Source organism: Pseudomonas sp. GW821-FHT10B02 (assembly GCF_059415665.1).
The window spans coordinates 50,479-69,859 of record NZ_JBWKNR010000014.1 but is presented as its reverse complement, the minus strand read 5'-3'; the positions used below and the strand labels follow the sequence as shown (position 1 = coordinate 69,859).

Genomic DNA, 19,381 nt, shown 5'->3' with positions numbered 1-19,381 from the left:
CTACATAGCCAACAGCTTTAAAAGCGTAGACCTCGCAATACACGCCTTGCGAAGAGCGGATTTCAACTGCAAAACTTTCTGCTATAAAATCGGAAGAACCACCATAGCGATTACAAGTACATTTCTTTTCAAAACCATCTTGAAATGATGCGCTGGAACGCGGGTACCCGGGCTCAGCCTCCAGCGGTAAGCGCTCCACTTTCTCCGCACTCATCAGGGACAAGTAACGCCCTCAGCGCCTGAGGAACTTCAATAATTTTTCTGGTAACCGGTGAGACGCACACGTGTGTCAGGCTAGCGGTAAATGCCTTGATATCTGGCGCTACATTTCCCTCGACTAGAAATGTAAACGAGTGAAGCGAAACACTGGAAACGCTGACCGTCATGGAAAGTTCGTCATCCCAGGTGAGCGGATGAAGAAACTCCAGCGAAAATGCCCTTGCTGGAGGCAGCAAATCAAAGCCTAACAGGGTTCTTAATCCAGGACCGGACAGCCAAACTGAAAGTGCATCATGAACGGCTTCAATAACGAAGTACGAAAATCTGGGTGTATAAACAATCCCTTCCGGGTCACAGTCACCGAACAATACCTTTCTTTTGACAATCACTGAATTCGGCACAAGATCAATCCTTAATATAGAGTGACAAAGCTCTGACAGCCGCCTTACAAGGCCTGGTTGTCCAGGGTAGACGGTACCTCCCTCTTATCTCCATTGCATAGCCACCAGCGTGGCAGAAGATAGAGGTGTACCCGGGGACGTTATTGGACAGCCAGTAGTTGATGGCAGCGGTCTCCAACAGTACCTTGCGCTCGCCCTAAGGTGACGGAGGGCGGCGCATGCATAGTGAAAGCCATGAGCAACCCTCAGGCCTAGTGCGCGATTCCCATGGCACCAGCTGAGGTCTTCCTGATCAGCGCCACGTCGACGTGATAGTTGGAAAAATCACTCGACCTGCCGTCAGTTCGCAAAGTAGCGCTCAAGACAACGTCCTGTTCCCTTGTCAGCTGCTGCAGGGCACTGGAGAACTGGTGTTCGTGAACGAGCAGCAACAGAGCGCTCTCCGCGCCTTCAGCAAGCTTCTGCTTCATTTCCGAAACGCTGAACACCAAGGCAACACCGCGCTGGTAAGAGGCAACAAGATCACGGGTGGATTCGATATCCAGATTCAGTACACCGTCAACTCGACGAAGGTTGGCGACCCGTGACTGGGTTAACACATGGCCACAAGCTTGCAAAAACAGCGATTCATACCACTCCACAACGATCTCCTTGAAATAAACGCGACATCAATACCCCACTTAAACGAATCACGCCACCACGAAGAGGGCGGCGCCTGCCTGGAGATTGCCGTGAAGCTACAGATCAAGGCTGTTTACAAGTGCGGATCCTGCGACGAGGTCCACGCCCATGGAGATGCTTGAGCAACATGCGCTCCTCCTCCAGGGAGAGAACGAGCAGCTGCAGCACGACCTCTCCCGGGCACGGAAGAACATCGAGAAGCTGGTGGTGATCACCCTCGGCCAGGCCGAGCAGGTCGCGCAATTGAACGGCAGGGTCAAGCAGCTCACTCGGGACCTATCCAGCGCCTACGTGGAAATCACGGACCTGAAGAATCAACAGCTGACTGGCCGCTCATCTACCCCAGGCGGCACGGCCTTTGGACTCGTTGTATCGGCAGAGCGCATCCATCGCCTGCCGCATCAGCGGCTCACCAGCGGCGATCTTTTCGTCCAGGTCATCCATGATTCAGCTCCCTGTTAATTGGTCACCTCGCACACAGAACCAACCGTGCGAATTTGGTCGACAGCCCACGAGAGGAAATAGCGGAACCTTACTATTAGCACTGCATCTCTTATAAAAAATAGAAGCTCGTAAAGAGTATCGTCACCCTTAAATTTATCGCGAAATACAGGAGATTTCGCTCGGCGCACTAGCCAATTAAAGTGCAAAGTGAAACTTCCCCACCTCATCAAATAAGAAATAAATTGTAACAAAGACCTCTTGAAATACTCTAAATACCAAGAAACCAACATTTACTGAGCAAGAATGAGAAACCTTGCCTTTTATAGCTGGATGGAAAGCCAGTACATTAAAGCCCCACCCAATGGTAACGTATGCTTTCGCATTGCTCAGCACAAGAAACAACATGAGCAAACTTGTTGGTTGAATAAAGGATTAACGAATGACTATCGAGCGAGAGATTTTCTCGGCCCTTATCGCCCAGAACGCACTTCAAGGTGAAAAGCCGAGCGTACAAAGCTACGCCCAGCTAGCCGTCGACAAGGGATTTAGAGCGCTTTCGTCAAAGCAACAGGCAGTGGTAAGCCCCTTCCTGCAAAAAAAATGCGAGGGTATGAAAAAACCAAATGAAAAACATAACAACTGCCAAAATATTATAAGCGGTCGTGAATTGGTCACAGCCCTTGAGAAATCCGAGCATTATAAAGGATGGCGCTGCGAGAGCTGCCGAAGTGCATCTGAAAAATAATGAAGCGATCTAAAGATAGTAACAATCTAAAAACCTATAAAAACAACCAGAAAAATTACTATTGCTCGCGCTACTCCTGAACGTTATTGCAGCAGGCCACCACAGGCCTGCTCGCAGGTCTTTCTTTTCTTTAGGCCCTGCTCAATCCACCCATCAAATCGCCGTTCACTCGTCACGCACTTGAGCACTTCGGAAAAATTTTTCACGACGCAGCCAAATCCTTCTGCGTGACTGATTTTTTAAGGCCCCGACTACAACAGCTTCGACGACGACATTCCCTTCGCGCCGCTACGTCACTTGGCCGGCTGGGGAAGCCAGCCCGAGTCTGACTCAGCGCTTCGCTGCGCGCTGGTACACGCCGTTGAAACGCACGTTCATGCCACCGCATTCGGCGTTGTCGGACACTACCAGGGCATCGCCCAACCAATGCACGTCCATGTGGCAAATGTCGTCGCGCAAGGTAATGGTGGCGCCCTTCGGTGTGGCCGAGGCCTCGATCTCGCCGAGGTGTGTCGAAGGCCAATCCGCAGGATTGGCGGATGGCCAGAAGGCATTACCCTTAACATACAGCTGGCCGCCACGCGCGCGGATGCGCAGGTTGTTGTCGCCGTTGTGCCAGTCGCCAGCCCAGTCCTTCAGTTTCGGTGTGGCCAACGGCAGCGGCTGTAGGTGTGTCTTGTCGACCCAGCCCGAACTGCCGCCCCCCTTGTTCGGGAAAAACGCACAGCGGAAGCGACCTATGTCGCGGCCGGTTAGCACCGTATCGCCGCTGATCACGTAGCTGCGCTGTCGGCAGGCTGGTTCGCCCTTGGCCGGGCAGCCATCCATATCGCCGAGTAGAAAGAGACGCGGTGTGCCGACCACCTTGGCCAAGGCGAAATCGCTTTGCTCGGAAGGAAATGCACCGTTGCGGCAGGACATCGGGTCGACCATTTCGCTGGCAATCGCAGCCGTGGAAAGCAGTGTAGAGAGCAGGAATAGTGGCCGCAGAAGTGTTGCTGAGCCCCCAGAACCGGCGGCGCGCCGCCACCGTCCTGATCGTCGCCGTACTGCAGGGCGCAACGCTGCGGTAATGCTCTGGAGCAAGGCATCCAGCCGTGTGTGTAGTGACTCGATGGTTCGGGAAGTAGAGAGCATGTTATGGGAGTCCATGGTGTTTGGTGCCTCGTAGCGTCAGTTGATGGCAGCACGACCTTGTGAGAAGTGGTCAACCCCAACACCATGTGTACGAACGTGGCATGTGGAATGTGCCGGAAACTCTAGTGCCACTAACTTGAGTCACTCAGTATCCAGCTCAGCCTGTATGCGAGCGGCTACCGATGGAGCCCAGTTCTGCCCCGTCAGTTGATAGGTAGAGCGAGTCTTACTCACGATGTGGATCTTGTAGCTATCGGAGAGTTTGTTCGTTGGAGTGATGAATAGCCCAACCACCTCTCCCCATGTTGCCATTCCGGCAGGAACTTCAATCACCGCTACCACTGCTACTAAGCGTGGCCTTCGGCGCCATCCGCAGAAAATTCAGCTTCCGGAGCCAGCTCAGCAGCCTCCGAATCCATATAGTAGGCCTTCCGTACTAACTGGCTCGTTTCGTATGCGCAGTATCCGCTGATGGTAGATGCCGTGGTTATGGCCAGCCCGAAAACCACCATAAGTACTCTGTTGCTCATCTGGCTCTCCTGCCAATCGAAAAAAAGCCCGGACTCTACCGAACCACTCCCCTCAACGCCACCCCGCAAGACGGATGGCGCCTGCCCCCAATCGAATCAAGCCACCCCGATATGGTCGGCGCCAGCAATGGATCAAACTGCCGTCCGCCTTGAGCTTAACGCCAGAAGGGCTTTCTTTGCTTGCTGAGGCCGTCAGCGACTGTGGCGCTATCGATTCAAGCAGAGCATGAGCCGGCGTGGAAACTGCCACGACAATGCACCGATGGAACGGTTGTTACGCAGCCTGAAAACGGAATGGGTACCGACCGTGGGCTACATGAGCGCTTCGCTAGCACAGCAGGATATCGGCCGGTTTTTGATGCAGCGCTACAACTGGCAACGGCCACATCAATTTAACAGCGGGCTGGCGCCCGCTGTGGCCGAGGAAAAACTTAACGCAGTGTCCGGGATTAGTTGACCACTACAAGGGAGATCTCAGGCGGCTTTGCGACGCCGAACACGCCGAAGCACACCAAAAGCGATATTCGGCAACATCATGATGGCGAACATGCCCCAAAACTCTACCTTGCCTTGTCCATGAAGGTAGCCACCCAGTGCGATGAAAGCCAACGTCAGCAAGAACTGAAAAGACACGAATTTCTCTAGGCCTCTCACCCTAACTCCTCAGATTCATTAATAAATTTCAAACGATTCTACAGCCTGCAGCACGGGCATGGAGAGCTATTGCCATGACGAAACAAGATTTGGTCGGCCTGCCCGAGAAGGTCCGACTCGCCATCGAGGCAGGCAAGGCTGCCGCGGCGGCCTGCAGCAACGATGGCGGCAGCGCCAACCTTGATCGCGTCGTAATCCCGGTACCGGGCCTGCGCGCAAGCCAGCTGCCCACCCTGCCCGGTTATGTGCAGAAGAAAAGCCGCTATCACCAGCAAGGAGTACGGCTGCACGCGGTACCAGTACAAGACGAATTACGGCATGACCACCGATGGCGAGGCTCCAAAGAAATCGCTGACCGAGACGACCTGACCTCTGTCAGGACCAAGATCGTGCCAGACAAGAATGCGATTTCCGCGAAGCTCAAGGCCGAGCGCGTGCACAACGAAGCCGTGCGCAAACGCATGGCTGCGGGCGAAGACTGTGAACACGAACTCATCCCCGAACCTGCCTGGGCTCACCTGGAGCGCGGCGAGAGTTCGATTCGCATCAAGTGAGGGGGACTCATGACCAACAATCAAATCCTCGTCGGCGCCCAGCGCCAGGCACAACTGGAGGCAGCGAAAGCTGCCTTCTTCGCATCTGGAGGTCAGGCAGTCGAACTGGCCGGCTTCACCTACAAGCCCCTGCCCTTTCGGCGGCACCCAGAGCCCACCCAGAAAATCCCGAAGGGTGTCCAGCAAGGCGCGAGACAACAACGCTCCAAAGAACGCGTGGCCCTGATTGCTGGCATGGCCAAGACCATGACGTGCCGCGAGGTCTCCCAGGCCTTGGGAATCTCCCAGAACACACTCTGGACTATGTCCCAGCGGGAAGAATTCACGTTCGTCCCTGGCTGCCAGGGAAAACGAAAGACTCCCTACACCAATGCGGCAGCAGACGCCACGCTGGCTGAACGAATCACCGCGCTGCGGGACATTGGCCTGACTCGCCACCAGGTGGAGAAGAAGATCGGAATCGGTAACGGAACACTGGTTCGAATCCTCAAGGCATTCGAAATCGACTTCCCCAAGGCGACAGGCAAGCGGAACGGCTGAGGATGATCCATGAACAAACACGACGCTAATGATTCATCATGTGGTCGCGCTGGAAGGACCCGCCCTGCTGCAACTGCTGCACCACGAAATGGCAGGTGGTGAGGTTGCGCTGCGGAACGAGGTGATCGTTTCAACCCTTAATAGGTGGCCGCGGTCGACCAACCTTATTTCACATTTCTGGCGTTTTCGGAGCAGAACTTGAACCAGTCATTGGCCGCTTGGGTGGATTCAGCATTAAGTATTTCGTAATCCTCAACAGCTCCAGGTCTGGATAGGCTAGGGTCAGCCTCTCGGAACCTCTGAGCGACCTCAAGGTGCTTATCAAGTTTTGCCTTTAACGCAACCGCTTTCAGTACAAAATCGTCTCTAGTCATAAATTGCCCTTTACCCGGCCCCATGCCGGTCATCCGTAATACCCCATCCCAAACCAAATTGCCACCATGCCGCATCCAACCTCGGATGCCCCGCTTCAGGGCAAGCCTTGCCCGTACTTGGGTGTCATGGCTTATGTCTCAGGTAGAAGATCAGAGCTACCACATCTGCCGCCACCACGACTGTGACGATGAGAAGCATTAACCAGCGATCCATCGGAAGCATCTGTTCATTCCCCGCAAGATGGGACTCCTGAGGCAAGAGCAATTCTCATTCCAATTTACCATGCCGCATCCGGTCACGGAGGGCGGCGCATGCATGGGGAAAGCCATGAACGACTACATCTGCGCCTAAGGTGGGGAAATGGTCAGCACTGTAGATCCAGAGAAAGGACCCGGCTCCACGGTTCCGTTGCTGGTCAGCGTTGACTTGATGAAGATAGGAGTAGGCATACCTTCTTCAACTTTGATTGGAACACCATTTGCCGGGGCTTTACCGTCAATCGTGAGCTTGGAGTACAAGCTGCCATCTGCTCTGAGCTTAACGCCCGAGGCGCTTTCTTTGCTGGCGGAGGCAATTACGCTAGAAGTTCCAGTGCAGGTCAATTGAAGAGTGACTGCCGCTTCATTACCATCGATAGCAGCATCACTGACATTATTATGGTTAATTGTAGTATTACCTTTTATCTCGCACTGCAGCGCTGGTTTTATAACCTTCGCACAGGGACCGACAGGCGCAATCAGCCCCCCTGCCCCGACATATCTGAATCCTTGAGCAAAACTGATGCAAAAGCTATCACTGACCCTTTTTTCTTTCGGAACAAATAAGTCACCTTTAAAAGGAATTGAAAAACCACGCATTTGGTTGCGTACGGTTGTCATGGAAGTGCTTGGCCTTATTTCATACCATCTATGCGTACTGAATACCATGGCCTGGTAGTCGCCAGGCGCCTGCGCACCAACCAAATACAAAATACATTCAGTAGCCGTGGTGTCGCTACAAACACTATGACCGCCACCCTCCCAGCTAGTTACCGTAAAATAGTAGCGAGCCCCACCAGGCTCGTACTGACTTTTGTTAAATTCGATAGAAATGGCATGTGCGGCATTGACTACGAAGCAGAGTAGAAACAAAAGCGCAGCCCAATAAGATTTATTACTGTTCAACACATTCAGTCCTGCTTACAAAGAAAAGCAGGAATGGTATGTGCCGCTTGTTGGTATTGATCTAGGAATCTGCCGTAGCTCTTGTAGGAATTTTCCGAGAGCACACTGGCGACCCTTGCGGCCAACAGGCAACCACCCTCCCACTTCAACGAATCACGCCACCCCGGCGAGGAATGGGCCCTCACTCTTCGAGAAGAGCCCACCGTCACCTTCTTCTTCCGCCCCCCTTGCTGGTTAAGGGTTCAAGAGTTGTAGGGGTTGGAGGAGCTGGTTGATCAACTCGATCATCACGGTGATCAGTACTAGCCATTTAGTCAGTCTTGCCATCGGCATCTCCATTGAGCCTTGGGGAAATCCCTTTTGGAGATGGATAACGCACGCCTATAAATCGCGATCTGATCAGCTCATCAGCATCGCTCTCGAGGAACTCTCATGCCCACAGCAATCGACCTATTCGCCGGCCTCGGCGGATGGAGCACCGGCGCGCGCGCCGCAGGCGTCCAGGTTCTCTGGGCGGCAAACCACTGGCCTGAGGCAGTGAAATGGCACGCAGCCAACCACAAGGACACCGAGCACGTTTGCCAGGATCTGCACCAGACCCGGTGGGAGCAGGTGCCGAAGCATGACCTGCTGCTGGCTTCTCCGTGCTGTCAGGGTCATTCGAAAACCCGCGGCAAGGCATCGGGCAACCCGCAGCATGACGCCTCTCGCTCGACAGCCTGGGCCGTAGTATCCGCCTTGGAGTTTCACCGGCCGAAAGCGGCGCTGGTGGAGAATGTCGAGGAGTTCACTGACTGGGCGCTCTACCCGGCCTGGGTAGCTGCTGTGCACGCCCTCGGTTACCAGGTCGCACCGCATGTGATCGATTGCGCCGATCTGGGCGTGCCGCAGCACCGCGTGCGACTGTTCCTGGTCCTGACCCGCAGCAAAGCGCCACTGATGCTCGAGCTGCACCAGCGCCAGCATGTGCCGGCCGCCAGCTTCCTCGACTTTGACGCAGGCAAGTGGACTTCCATCGAGAAGCCAGGCCGTGCCCAGGCAACGCTGAATCGCGTGCGCAATGGCCGGGCGCGCTTCGGTGACAGGTTCATCATGCCCTACTACGGCAAAGGCTCCGGTACCACCGGGCGCGACATCAACCGCCCGGTCGGCACTATCACCACCCTGGAGCGCTGGGCCTTGGTCGACGGTGACCGCATGCGGATGCTCAGCGCCAATGAGGCCCTGGCCGCGCAGTCATTCCCGGCTGACACCCTGCGCCCGAACAACCACCGGCTGACCATGCACATGGCGGGCAACGCTGTACCGCCGCTGGCCGGCCAGAGGTTGATTGAAGCGCTGTTGAAGGCGGCTTAACCACTCACACCTATTGCGCCGAAGCATCGGCCTCGTGTGAATTTGGTTTGATTTCCGTATACCAGTGGGGCGGCTCACCTACCCCCCAGATCACGATATTGACCTTTTGGCAGTGCTCACACTGGAACTCAAACTCAGGCCTTGGGTCATCGGGGTCGAAGTCCATTGCCTCCCCGCAGCCCGCACAGCCCGACATTAGCGACTCTTTATTGTCACGCTCGCTCATAACGCGCACCTCTCTGCAATACGTTAAGCGTAGCCAACTCCAACGCCACAGAATCACGCCAGCCCGGCGAGGTATCCCCATGCCCACAGAAAACCGATCCAGCAACACCGAACAGATGGTCAGCGTGCCGCGCGATGAAGTTGAGCGCCTGGTGAAGTTGCTGCAGTACCAAGCCCATCCATCCCCGTCCCCACACGCTGAGTTCTGGCAGGGCCTGCTTGATGCTCCAGCTGCCCAGCATCAGGTGGATATGATCGAGCAGCAAAAAAATCTGATAGTCAGCCTTCGCGCAGAGCTTGCTGAGTCGCACCGCATTGACGCCCAGCACCAGGGCGAGCCGGTGGCGTATCGCTGGGAGCAGCTAGGCGGACAAGGCTACTGTTATGGCGAAAATCTCCCCGCGATCTTCCTCGGCGCCTGGCAGGAACTCTATACCCACCCACCAACCGCAGACGTCGCCAGCGCCGAGCAGATGGCAATCCAGGGCACCGACGGCTACCGGAACGGGATCAAGGCTGCAGCTGAGCTTGCCGCAGATTATCCGGAACTGGCCCAGGCCATCCGCGACTTGCCGCTGCCGCAGTAGCTTTTGACCCATGGAGTACATTTGTACTCCACCCGCCCCCCCTATCGAGCAGACGCAAAAAGGCCGAAGCATTTGAGCTTCGGCCTCAATAGTTACGCTGTCTGGAGCGATGGAACAGAATTCTCGCCGATGGCGAATGCCCTTGCCCGGCCAACGCCCCAGGCCAAAGCTCGAGTCATCGTTTCATTCGGCCTGGTTTGATAGGCCTCTTCTACTAACCGGGCGCCGCTTTTGGCATACACCCCAATAAAAAGCTGCGTCTCACCTGTTCGTGAGAGACGGGTTTGCACATCAATCTTGGTGCCGTCATCAAGGATTTCATCGTGATGACGATGGTGAAGGCTCGGGTCTGCCCAGTCCCAAAATAGATCTCCGCGGTAGTTCATATCGATCTCCTCTGATTTCTCCAGTAGGCGCTGCCTTCAGTGAGATAGATATGCACTTCGCTGATTTGCGACCACCGGTGCAACAACGATCATTTACTGGCCGATAAGCCACCGAAATGCCCATTACCCCATTAAATTTCAGCCGCTATATGACGGCTTTGGAGAAGTCATGCCTGAAGAAAAGGTGATGCCATGAAGGCCCGTATCGAGAAGAAGCTGAGCAAGCGCTTGCCCGAGATTGCCCCCTCGCAATTCCACGGCGCATGGATCGACAAGGACGAGCCGAGCGAATTGGCTTACGAGCAGAACACCCGGGTCAGCCACGTTTGGAGCGTTGGAGGTGGTGTCGACTACTGGGGTGAAGGCTGCGATGCCTACACCGTTTGGGAAATCTGGAAGATGAACTGGTGCTGGCATGGGCCGTTCAAGGCCTATCCGGAAGGTCACCGGCTGGAGGGGTACCCAAACACTGATAGCTTCCGCCCTACCACGATCAATCTGCTGAAGCTGGCCGCTAACTGCGAGCTCACCTGCAAGGAGGCACGCCGATGACCCGCCTCGCCCTCTGCCTCCCGCTACTGGCCACCAGCGTCAGCGAAGCACTGACCAGAAATACCCAAAACAATAAATATGCCATCCAGAGCATTTTCCGCAACCTTTAGGCAAATAATGGGGCACCCCGCCTCCACTATTTAGCCTGAGGGATACCTCAGACTAATTAATAACTGGAGCAACTTGTATGGATTATCGTATTTTCGTAGCCGTCGCTGTAATCGTAGCCATCGGCCTGTTTGGGGGCTGCGTCGGATAACCGCACCCACCAACCGCTCATTCACGTCATTCAGGCGGGAATGAGCGGTTCATCGATAAAAACTTTCCGCATGCGAAAACAATTCGCGCGCTAGGAATCGTTTGAGTTCCATTCAGCTTTAACCCCTCCCCCTACAACAACTCAAGCCTGCCGGTAGGCCCATTTCCAGAAACTTCAGCCTGCGCGGCTTAGGCGAATGTACCTGAAGGCAATAAGAGCCAGATTTGGCAGCAGCATGATTGCGAGCATTCCCCAAATACCTACTACACCGGCGCCATAAAGGCCTCCGCCTACCGCAGCTGACAGGAACTGAAGCAGCGCGCCTGGGCGCCCTGCTCGACCGCATCATGCGACGAACAAGCCAGCACCTGTCGCCGTTTTTTATCGTCAACGAGCATGGCAAGCGGATGAGCTGGCCGATGCTACGTAACAGGTGGGGCGGATGCGCGTGAGGCTGCCCGGGTGAAGGCCGAAGTGGAGAAGAAGCCTGACCTGGCCAACCGAATCGCCCAGTTCCAATTTAGGGATATCCGACCGAAGGCTGCGTCGGAGATCAACGATCTGAGCGATGCGAGCGTACTGCTCGGCCACTCGAAGGAGGGAATCACCGAGCGCGTTTACCGTCGCGTCGGCGCCATCGCAAAGCCTTCCAAGTGAGGAAGTTTTGGGACTGCCATCTAATTGTTTTGGGACTTACGCACTTTCGAGCGCGCAAAGAAAAACCCCGCAGACGTTAATCTGCGGGGCTTTCAATAATGGAGGCCGAGGTCGGAATCGAACCGGCGTAGACGGATTTGCAATCCGGAGCATAACCACTTTGCTACTCGGCCTCAAATGCCCGAGACCCTTGAACAAGCGATCTCCAACATATACAACTCTTTAAGGAAACAACTCAATAAAATCGCTATCCCCTTGAAAACGCTAAGCTTTTCAGCTGCCTCGTTTTCGATGGACGCAATTATGGACTCATTCGATTGAGCTGGCAACCCCTTGAATTCAAAAAGTTTATTTTTTTCTGCAAGGAGCGCCAAGCGCCTGTAGAACCCGGGTCCAAACGCAGGGTTCGGGGTGACGCATGCCCGCAAAAGCGCCTTATCATACAGTTCATGCCCCCTGCCCGCGCCATAATCCGTCGATGATGCAAACCGAACTGGACCTGTTCAATCCTCAAGATCCACTGCAACCGCAATGGGTCGGCAATCAAGCGGTGCTACTGCCAGGCTTTGCCCTGCCCCAGGTTCAGGCGTTGCTGCCGGTACTGCGTGAGGTTGTTGCCCAGGCGCCGTTTCGCCATATGGTCACACCCGGTGGGTTGAAGATGGCTGTGGGGCTGACCAATTGCGGGGCGCTGGGTTGGGTGAGTGATCGTCAAGGCTACCGCTACAGTCCGGTAGATCCCCTGAGCAATCAGTCCTGGCCGGTACTGCCCGAGGTGCTGCTGGAACTGGCCAACCGCGCGGCCGCCTTGGCCGGGTTCAACAACTTTCAAGCCGATGCCTGCCTGATCAACTGTTATCGCCCAGGCAATCGCTTGAGCCTGCACCAGGACCGCGACGAACGCGACTTCACCCAGCCGATCGTGTCAGTGTCGCTAGGGCTGCCTGCGGTGTTTCTGTTCGGCGGGCACACCCGTAAAGAACCCACCCAGCGTATTGGCCTGCGTCATGGTGACGTGCTGGTCTGGGGTGGCGAGGACCGCTTGCGCTACCACGGGGTACTGCCACTCAAGCCGGGGGCACATCCGCTGCTGGGCAATCTGCGGATCAACCTGACCCTGCGCAAGGCCGGATAACACCCCGCCTGAATTGCACTCCTCAGACTCAAACTATACAGTCTTGCCCGCAGCCCAATCCGTAATGAAAATTGTTTCCCAGCCCGACAGGAGTCGCGGTGTAGATGCGATGGATCAAAGCACTTATTACAACTCTGGCCGTCGCCTTGCCGCTGACCGCCAACGCATTGCCTGACGAGACCTCGGTGCAGGTTCCAGGCCCCGAGGGGCCGTTGGCAGGCAGCCTGCTCACAACCGAGCGCAACGCGGCGGTGGTGATCATCATTCCCGGCTCCGGCCCTACCGATCGCAATGGCAACAACCGTCAATCAGGTCTCACGCCCTGGACCTACAAGATGCTTGCCCAGGACCTGGCCGAACATGGCATCGCCAGTCTGCGTATCGACAAGCGTGGTGTGCGCGCTAGCGCCGGGGCGATTGCCGATGCGGACCAGGACACCATCGACAACTACGCCACCGACGTGAAAGCCTGGGTAGCCTTGTTGCAAAAGCGCTTGCCCGACACACCGATCTGGCTGTTGGGCCATAGCGAAGGTGGCACGGTCGCCTTGCGGGCTGCACAGAGCACCCCCGACATCCATGGCCTGGCCCTGGCCGCCGTTGCAGGTCGCCGCCTGGATGCAGTGATCCGCGAACAGCTGCAACAGCTCCCTGATTACGCCCCACTGGTCGAGCCTGCTTCGGCACTGCTGCGCCGTCTTGCGGCGGGTGAAATGGTGGACAATCAGCACATCCCGCTCGCACTGCAGCCGATCCTCGGCCGCGAGGTACAAGCGCTGCTCATCAGTGAGCTGGCCCTGGATCCGCTGAAGCTGATCGCCGATATCAACCAGCCGATCCTGATCCTGCAGGGCGGCCAGGACCTGCAGATCACCGAGGCCGACGCCCGTTTGCTACAGGCAGGTCAGCCCAATGCCCATCTGGTAATGCTGGAGCACGCCAACCATGTGCTCAAGGACGTGCCCGCAGGTGATCGGCAGGCCAACCTGGCCGCCTACAGCAACCCGCAATTGCCCCTGGCAGAAGGCCTGATGCAGGCGCTGAGCAGCTTTATCCTCAAGCAACAACCCGCTAACGTTCTGGAGACGCCTCACCCGTGAATAACAAAGCCTTGAGCCAGGCTCAGTATCACCGCGCAGCCCTGCAAGTACAGGTCTACCCGCATCTGATCCAGGCAGTGGAGCAATCAGGCTTGACCGCTGGCAGCATCGCTGTGGACGTTGGTTGCGGTGCCGGCCGCGATACCCGTTACCTGCTGGAGCAAGGCTTCGTCGTCCATGCCTTCGACCAGGATGCCAACGCCCTGGCACATCTGCAGGACTTGAACGAGCACCCTCGACTTGCCGTGCGACAAAGTCGTTTCGAAGACTTCGATTACCCGCAAGCCGACCTGATCAGTGCGTGTTCCAGCCTGTTTTTCTGCCCGCCTCAAGCCTTCGAGCAAAGCTGGCGCAAGATCGTCAGCGCCTTGCGTCCTGGCGGCGTGTTCTGCGGCCATTTCATGGGGCCGGAAGACAGCTGGGCACAACTGGAGCGCGGCGATCTGAGCATCCATTCAGCTGAGCAGGTCAAGCAACTGTTCAGTGAATTCGACGTACTTGACTGGCATGAACACAATCAACCGGGACAGACCCTGCTCGGTCTTAGCAAACACTGGCATACCTGGTCAGTGTTAGCGCGAAAGACGGGTGCCCGCTAGCAACACATTAACTGTATATGCATACAGATAAAGCTTGCCAGCCCCGTCAATCCTGCGCATTCTATGCCTCACTCCAGCCATAGAATGACACCCAGCCGGCATGCGTCTGTTTCTCTGCGAAAAGCCCTCCCAGGCCAAGGACATCGCCAAGGTCCTCGGCGCCAACCGCCGCGGCGATGGCTGCTGGGTGGGCACTGACGTCACGGTCACCTGGTGCATCGGCCACCTGCTCGAAACCGCCCCGCCCGACAGCTACGACGCCCGTTACAAACGCTGGGCACTGGCTGACCTGCCGATCATCCCGAGCCAGTGGAAGATGCTGGTCAAGCCGAAAACCGCCAGTCAGTTCAAGGCGGTCAAACGTCTGCTCGGCGAAGCCCGGGAACTGGTGATCGCCACCGACGCCGACCGCGAGGGCGAGATGATCGCCCGTGAACTGGTCGAGCACTGCCGCTACCGCGGGCCGATCCGCCGCCTGTGGCTGTCGGCCCTGGACGATGCCTCGATCCGCAAGGCCCTGGCTGCGCTCAAGCCCGGCAGCGAAACCTTCAGCTTGTATCACTCGGCGCTGGGCCGCTCGCGCGCCGACTGGCTGATCGGCATGAACATGAGCCGCCTGTTCACCCTGCTCGGACGCCAGTCCGGCTATCAGGGCGTACTGCCGGTAGGTCGGGTGCAAACCCCTACCCTGCGCCTGGTCGTGGATCGCGACCGCAGCATCGCCGACTTCGTGCCGGTGGCGTTCTGGGCCATCGATGTTCTGCTCGACAGTGCCGGAACCCGCTTCAGCGCACAATGGCGCGCCGCCGAAGACACCTGCGACGACCAGGGCCGCTGCCTCAACCAAGCCCTGGCCCAACAGGCCGCTGTGGCTATCGGCAATGCCGCCAGCGCCCGTGTGGTCAAGGTGGCCACCGAGCGGGTACGTGAAGCTGCGCCCCTGCCCTTCGATCTCGGCACCCTGCAGGAGCTGTGCTCGAAAAAGCTCGGCCTCGGTGCTCAGGAAACCCTCGACATTGCCCAAGCGTTGTACGAAACCCACAAGCTGATCACCTACCCGCGCAGCGACTGCGGTTACCTGCCGCTGAGCCAGCACGCCGAGGCAGCAGCCATCCTTGCCGCGCTGCTGCGTGCCGACGCCAGCCTTGCACCACTGCAGGGACATCTTCAGGCCCAGCGCCGCTCACGCGCCTGGAACGATGCCAAGGTCAGTGCCCACCACGGTATCATCCCCACTGCGGCGGCCAGCGACCCTGCGCGTTTGCCGCCCAAGTACAAGGCGGTCTACACCCTGATTCGCGCCCGCTACCTGGCGCAGTTCCTGCCCAACCACGAATACGACCGCACCCAGGCCGACTTCGACTGCGCCGGCCAGGCCCTGCGCGCGGTGGGTAAACAGATCGTCGAGCCGGGCTGGCGCCGCGCCCTGCCTGAGGCGCTGACCCCGGCCAAAGGTCGTGAGGCTCCGGTCGCGCAAGTACTGCCAGCCTTGCAGCAAGGGCAGGACTGCGCCGTGGCCGAAGTCAATCTCAAGGACCTGTGGACTCAACCGCCCAAACCCTTCACCGAAGGCGACCTGATCAAGGCCATGAAAAACGTCGCCAAACTGGTGGACGACCCACGCCTGAAACAGAAGCTCAAGGACACCACTGGCATCGGCACTGAAGCTACCCGTGCGGGGATCATCCAGGGTCTGCTGGACCGTGGTTACCTGATCAAGCAGGGCAAGGCACTGAGTGCCACGCCAGCAGCCTTCAGCCTGATTGACGCCGTGCCCCGGGCAATTGCCGATCCGGGCACCACGGCAATCTGGGAGCAGGCGCTGGACATGGTCCAGAGTGGTGAAATGAGCCTGGAAGACTTTGTTGCCAAGCAGTCGGCATGGATGAGCAAGCAGGTGGAGCGCTGTGCCGGGTTGAACCTGACCATCAGCGGTCCGGCGCTGCCGCGTACACCGTGGAAGAAGAAGCGCAAAAGTAATGCGGGTGCGGGTAAGCGGGTGCGGGCATCATCGCGGGGCAAGCCCGCTCCCACGGCTTCGCGATAAAGCTACATAGCCTGCTTGATCGCCTGCAAGGTGTAGCTCAACGGCAGCCGCCAACGGTCCTTGTCCAGCGACCATTCCCCTTGCGCATTCTTGCTCATCTGCCCCGGCAAGGCCTCCCAGGGGATGCTGTCGTGCTCCACCAGTGCGCTGATCTGCAAACCATGGCGCAACAGGGCACTGACGACCTCGCCCAACCCATGGTTCCATTCATGGGTCACCGTGTGGCTGAGCGCGGTGTCCGTCTCGACATAGGTCTGGTCACTGTCCCAGACCGTCGGGGCTTCGCGTTCGAAATAGGGATACTCGATCAGCAGTCGATCCTGATGATCTTCGTTCACCGCCAGCAGCATCGGATGACCCTCGCGCAGGAACAAGCGGCCACCTGGCTTGAGCAAAGCCGCTACCGTGCGCGCCCAGCGATCGATGCTCGGTAACCAGATCAAAGCACCGATACCGGTGTAGACCAGATCGAAACTACCGGGAGTCAGTACCTGGTCAGCGGCATAGACATCCGACTCGACATAGTCGATTGACGTGTCACAGCGTTGCGCCAGGACACGGGCCTGGGCCAGCGACTGCGAGGAAAAATCCAGTCCGCTCATCCGCGCCCCCAGCCGTGCCAGCGACAGGGTGTCGGTACCGATATGGCACTGCAGATGCACTGCGCGCAAGCCGCTAATGTCACCCAGGCGTGGCAGGTCGAAACGTACAACTTCGGAGAGGTGCTGCGGATCGGCAATGAACCTGTCCACTTCATAGTCAGCGGACGCCGCATGCAGTGACGCCCGCTCATCCCAGCTGCGGCGGTTGAGTTCCTGCGAGTCGCTCATCATCAGCCTTCCTTTGGCAAACACCTGAACGCGCGACTATAGCCCGCTCACAGCGCCAGGTTCAAACTGACCATCAGATTGCGCGGCTCGCCCGGCAGGTTCCACACCGCGTTGTAGCCGCGCTCGTAGTATTTGCGGTCGAACAGGTTATTGAGGTTCAGGCCGACGGTGGCGTGCTCGCTGACCTTGTAGTGGGCCAGCAGGTCGAGCGTGCTGTAGCCCGGCAGGCGAAAACTGCTACCGGCCTGACCGGAGCGATCACCGACATAGTTGGCCGCCGCGCCGATATCCGACCCCTGCAGCACGCCCTGCTGAAACTCATACACCGCCATCAGGCTGCCGCTGTGCCAGGGAATGCCAAGCAGGTCGCTGCCCTCGGGCAGGCTGGCATCGCCCTTGGTCACCTCGGCATCGATATAGGCATAGGCACCGATCAGGCGCACGGCATCACTCAGCTGGCCACTGAACTGCAAGTCGACACCCTGGCTGCGGGCCTTACCGGCAGCAACGCTGTCGCCGAAAGCATCAGTGGTGATGACGTTTTCCTTGTCGATCCGGAACAGCGCCAGGGTCGCGCCCACGCGGCTGTCGAACAGATCGAACTTGAACCCGGTTTCATAGCCCAGGCCCTTCTCCGGCTTGTACACCTGACCCTGGGTGCCGATGCTGTTGGGCTTGAACGAGGTCGAGGCGTTGGCGAACACACCGACTTCAGGGGTGAGTTGATACAGCAGTCCCACTCGCGGCGTCGCCACGTCTTTTTCCTGCGTGTTGCCGACCTGGCTGCTGCGGTTCTGTGCAGTCTGCTCGATATGTTCCAGGCGCACGCCGATCAGGCCGCGCAGGCGCTCGGTGAAGCTGATCTGGTCTTGCAGGTTGAGGGCGTAGCTCCGCGTGCGTTCAAAAAAGTCATTGGGCTTGACCAGCGCTGGCTTCGGCTTGCCATACACCGGGTTGTAGATATCCAGGCCATAGGCCAACGAAGTGGCGCTCTGCGGGTACTTCTGGCTGTTGCGGTAGTTCTCGTACTCCAGGCCGATCAGGCTCTGGTGTTGCCAACCGGCGAAGTCGAACTGGCCATGCAGTTCAGCCTGGCTGATGTTGTCGTTCCACTCGAAATCCCGCTCGCGGTAGAAACGGCTGAGGGTGGTGCCGACTAGGCGTTGGGGCTCGGAGCTGTTGCCCTTGAGTCGGCCCTGGGTGTAGTGATTGGCCAGGCGCAGCTTCCAGCTGTCATTCAGGTAGTGCTCCAGGGTCAGGTCCAGGGTCTGGTTGTCGTTGCGGATGCGCCCGTCGTTCGGTTCGCCGAAGAACGTCGAGCGGCTGACCGGGCCCAGTTCGTTGTTTACCGCCGGGACCCCACGATCAAACACCGACTCGGTGCGTGAGAACTCGCTGTCGATCGACAACAGCGTGTCCGGGTTCAACTGCCAGCTCAGCGATGGACTGACGATACGCCGCTCATTGCCAACGTAGTCGCGAAAACTGCCGTTGTCCTCCACCGCCATGTTGACCCGCGACAGCACGCGGCCGTCTTCGCTCAGTGGCGTGTTCACATCCAGGCTGCTGCGATAGCGGTCCCAGCTGCCGGCGCTGGCCTTGAACTGCGTGAAGGTTTCGGCCTGGGGACGCTTGGTGACGATGTTCACCAGGCCACCTGGATCCCCCCGCCCGTACAGGCTGGCCGCCGGCCCCTTGAGCACCTCGATGCGCTCGATGTTCGAGGTGTCTGGGGCGCTGTAACTGCCGCGGTTGACGGCAAAGCCATTCTTGTACAGCTCGCCGGTGGTGAAACCGCGCACGCTGTAGTTGAGAAAGGTCAGGCCACCGAAGTTGTTCTGCCGGCTCACCCCGCCGGCAAAATCCAGGGCCCGATCGATACGGGTGCTGTTGAGATCTTCCAGCACCTGGCTCGGCACCACGACGATGCTCTGAGGGGTGTCACGGATGTCGGTGTCGGTCTTGGTCGCAGTGCTGGAGCGGTTGGCGCGATAGCCTTGCACCGGACCTGTAGCGGACTCTTCGACGTGGCGCTCACTGACGGTCAGGGTATCGAGCAACACAGGCTCGGTGGCGGCAGCGGGCAGCGCCAACAATGAGGCAGACAGGCCGAGAGATAACCTTCCTGGGGGGTAGTTCATGGGGGCTCCTTAATGATTATGTAATAACATAACAATTAATGGAGCCATTTGAAAATGATTGGAA

Annotated in this window: 22 protein-coding genes, 1 tRNA gene and 1 pseudogene; 13 read left to right on the top strand and 11 right to left on the bottom strand. The window is 57.7% G+C overall.

Annotated elements, in window-relative coordinates; translation table 11 throughout:
* Positions 1-173 precede the first annotated feature (173 nt).
* Both AC07OF_RS20580 and AC07OF_RS20575 read right to left on the bottom strand, forming a co-directional pair.
* Positions 174-620, bottom strand: a complete 447-nt coding sequence (locus AC07OF_RS20580; RefSeq protein WP_342625193.1) for an acyl-CoA thioesterase — start codon at positions 618-620, stop codon at positions 174-176.
* A 251-nt stretch (positions 621-871) separates the two neighbouring features.
* Positions 872-1,261, bottom strand: a complete 390-nt coding sequence (locus AC07OF_RS20575) for a hypothetical protein (RefSeq protein ID WP_157193120.1) — start codon at positions 1,259-1,261, stop codon at positions 872-874.
* Positions 1,262-1,409: 148 nt separating this feature from the next.
* On the opposite strand from AC07OF_RS20575, the gene AC07OF_RS20570 reads away from it, so the two are divergent.
* Together AC07OF_RS20570 and AC07OF_RS20565 are read left to right on the top strand one after the other, a co-directional pair.
* Entirely contained in the window at positions 1,410-1,763 is a 354-nt protein-coding gene (locus AC07OF_RS20570; protein WP_157193121.1) for a hypothetical protein, read from the top strand.
* Positions 1,764-2,184: 421 nt separating this feature from the next.
* Positions 2,185-2,490, top strand: a complete 306-nt coding sequence (locus AC07OF_RS20565) for an LIM domain-containing protein (RefSeq protein ID WP_157193122.1) — start codon at positions 2,185-2,187, stop codon at positions 2,488-2,490.
* Positions 2,491-2,820: 330 nt separating this feature from the next.
* Here the strand turns inward: AC07OF_RS20565 and AC07OF_RS20560 are convergent, their stop codons facing one another.
* Positions 2,821-3,411, bottom strand: coding sequence for a hypothetical protein (locus AC07OF_RS20560; protein ID WP_476446735.1), 591 nt, complete (start codon positions 3,409-3,411; stop codon positions 2,821-2,823).
* A 563-nt stretch (positions 3,412-3,974) separates the two neighbouring features.
* Complete coding sequence (locus AC07OF_RS20555; protein WP_157193123.1) at positions 3,975-4,157, bottom strand: hypothetical protein; 183 nt, start codon at positions 4,155-4,157, stop codon at positions 3,975-3,977.
* Between the two features lie 190 nt (positions 4,158-4,347).
* Here AC07OF_RS20555 and AC07OF_RS20550 point away from each other — a divergent pair.
* Positions 4,348-4,614 (top strand): annotated as a pseudogene (locus AC07OF_RS20550) (integrase core domain-containing protein); the annotation flags it as partial.
* A gap of 17 nt (positions 4,615-4,631) precedes the next feature.
* Here the strand turns inward: AC07OF_RS20550 and AC07OF_RS20545 are convergent.
* Positions 4,632-4,790 carry a hypothetical protein gene (locus tag AC07OF_RS20545; RefSeq protein ID WP_198325367.1) on the bottom strand — a complete coding sequence of 53 codons (159 nt, stop codon included), beginning with the start codon at positions 4,788-4,790 and terminating at the stop codon, positions 4,632-4,634.
* Between the two features lie 95 nt (positions 4,791-4,885).
* Between AC07OF_RS20545 and AC07OF_RS20540 the strand changes: the two genes are divergently transcribed.
* Positions 4,886-5,365 carry a hypothetical protein gene (locus tag AC07OF_RS20540; RefSeq protein WP_232478191.1) on the top strand — a complete coding sequence of 160 codons (480 nt, stop codon included), beginning with the start codon at positions 4,886-4,888 and terminating at the stop codon, positions 5,363-5,365.
* A 9-nt stretch (positions 5,366-5,374) separates the two neighbouring features.
* A complete protein-coding gene (locus AC07OF_RS20535) occupies positions 5,375-5,905 on the top strand; it encodes a hypothetical protein (protein ID WP_157193125.1) in 531 nt (176 codons plus the stop codon).
* Between the two features lie 722 nt (positions 5,906-6,627).
* On the opposite strand, the gene AC07OF_RS20530 is transcribed toward AC07OF_RS20535, so the two are convergent.
* Positions 6,628-7,443: an MrpH family fimbial adhesin gene (locus tag AC07OF_RS20530; protein WP_157193126.1), complete on the bottom strand. Its 816-nt coding sequence runs from the start codon at positions 7,441-7,443 to the stop codon at positions 6,628-6,630.
* A gap of 432 nt (positions 7,444-7,875) precedes the next feature.
* Here AC07OF_RS20530 and AC07OF_RS20525 point away from each other — a divergent pair, with 432 nt between their 5' ends.
* Positions 7,876-8,799, top strand: a complete 924-nt coding sequence (locus tag AC07OF_RS20525) for a DNA cytosine methyltransferase (protein ID WP_157193127.1) — start codon at positions 7,876-7,878, stop codon at positions 8,797-8,799.
* Positions 8,800-8,809: 10 nt separating this feature from the next.
* On the opposite strand, the gene AC07OF_RS20520 is transcribed toward AC07OF_RS20525, so the two are convergent.
* Positions 8,810-9,025, bottom strand: coding sequence for a hypothetical protein (locus tag AC07OF_RS20520; RefSeq protein ID WP_157193128.1), 216 nt, complete (start codon positions 9,023-9,025; stop codon positions 8,810-8,812).
* A 79-nt stretch (positions 9,026-9,104) separates the two neighbouring features.
* Here AC07OF_RS20520 and AC07OF_RS20515 point away from each other — a divergent pair, with 79 nt between their 5' ends.
* The gene (locus tag AC07OF_RS20515) at positions 9,105-9,611 is read left to right on the top strand and encodes a hypothetical protein (protein WP_157193129.1); all 507 of its coding nucleotides are present in this window, start codon (positions 9,105-9,107) and stop codon (positions 9,609-9,611) included.
* A 92-nt stretch (positions 9,612-9,703) separates the two neighbouring features.
* On the opposite strand, the gene AC07OF_RS20510 is transcribed toward AC07OF_RS20515, so the two are convergent.
* Entirely contained in the window at positions 9,704-9,997 is a 294-nt protein-coding gene (locus AC07OF_RS20510) for a hypothetical protein (RefSeq protein ID WP_157193130.1), read from the bottom strand.
* 192 nt (positions 9,998-10,189) lie between these two features.
* Here AC07OF_RS20510 and AC07OF_RS20505 point away from each other — a divergent pair, with 192 nt between their 5' ends.
* On the top strand, positions 10,190-10,549 hold the full coding sequence (locus AC07OF_RS20505; protein WP_157193131.1) for a hypothetical protein: 360 nt from the start codon (positions 10,190-10,192) through the stop codon (positions 10,547-10,549).
* 721 nt (positions 10,550-11,270) lie between these two features.
* On the top strand, positions 11,271-11,465 hold the full coding sequence (locus AC07OF_RS20500; RefSeq protein WP_269769806.1) for a site-specific integrase: 195 nt from the start codon (positions 11,271-11,273) through the stop codon (positions 11,463-11,465).
* A gap of 99 nt (positions 11,466-11,564) precedes the next feature.
* Here AC07OF_RS20500 and AC07OF_RS20495 read toward each other — a convergent pair.
* A tRNA-Cys gene (locus AC07OF_RS20495) sits at positions 11,565-11,638 on the bottom strand.
* A 305-nt stretch (positions 11,639-11,943) separates the two neighbouring features.
* Between AC07OF_RS20495 and alkB the strand changes: the two genes are divergently transcribed.
* From alkB to AC07OF_RS20475, 4 genes are all read left to right on the top strand, one after another.
* A complete protein-coding gene (alkB, locus tag AC07OF_RS20490) occupies positions 11,944-12,600 on the top strand; it encodes a DNA oxidative demethylase AlkB (RefSeq protein ID WP_157193132.1) in 657 nt (218 codons plus the stop codon).
* A 104-nt stretch (positions 12,601-12,704) separates the two neighbouring features.
* The gene (locus AC07OF_RS20485; RefSeq protein WP_495073383.1) at positions 12,705-13,700 is read left to right on the top strand and encodes an alpha/beta hydrolase; all 996 of its coding nucleotides are present in this window, start codon (positions 12,705-12,707) and stop codon (positions 13,698-13,700) included.
* A complete protein-coding gene (locus AC07OF_RS20480) occupies positions 13,697-14,299 on the top strand; it encodes a class I SAM-dependent methyltransferase (protein WP_495073382.1) in 603 nt (200 codons plus the stop codon). The genes AC07OF_RS20485 and AC07OF_RS20480 overlap by 4 nt, the downstream gene beginning before the upstream one ends.
* Before the next feature lie 100 nt (positions 14,300-14,399).
* The gene (locus AC07OF_RS20475) at positions 14,400-16,346 is read left to right on the top strand and encodes a DNA topoisomerase III (RefSeq protein WP_495073381.1); all 1,947 of its coding nucleotides are present in this window, start codon (positions 14,400-14,402) and stop codon (positions 16,344-16,346) included.
* A gap of 2 nt (positions 16,347-16,348) precedes the next feature.
* On the opposite strand, the gene AC07OF_RS20470 is transcribed toward AC07OF_RS20475, so the two are convergent.
* Together AC07OF_RS20470 and AC07OF_RS20465 are read right to left on the bottom strand one after the other, a co-directional pair.
* Positions 16,349-17,176, bottom strand: a complete 828-nt coding sequence (locus AC07OF_RS20470; protein ID WP_157193135.1) for a class I SAM-dependent methyltransferase — start codon at positions 17,174-17,176, stop codon at positions 16,349-16,351.
* Between the two features lie 47 nt (positions 17,177-17,223).
* Positions 17,224-19,317, bottom strand: coding sequence for a TonB-dependent siderophore receptor (locus AC07OF_RS20465; RefSeq protein WP_495073380.1), 2,094 nt, complete (start codon positions 19,315-19,317; stop codon positions 17,224-17,226).
* Between the last annotated feature and the right edge of the window lie 64 nt (positions 19,318-19,381).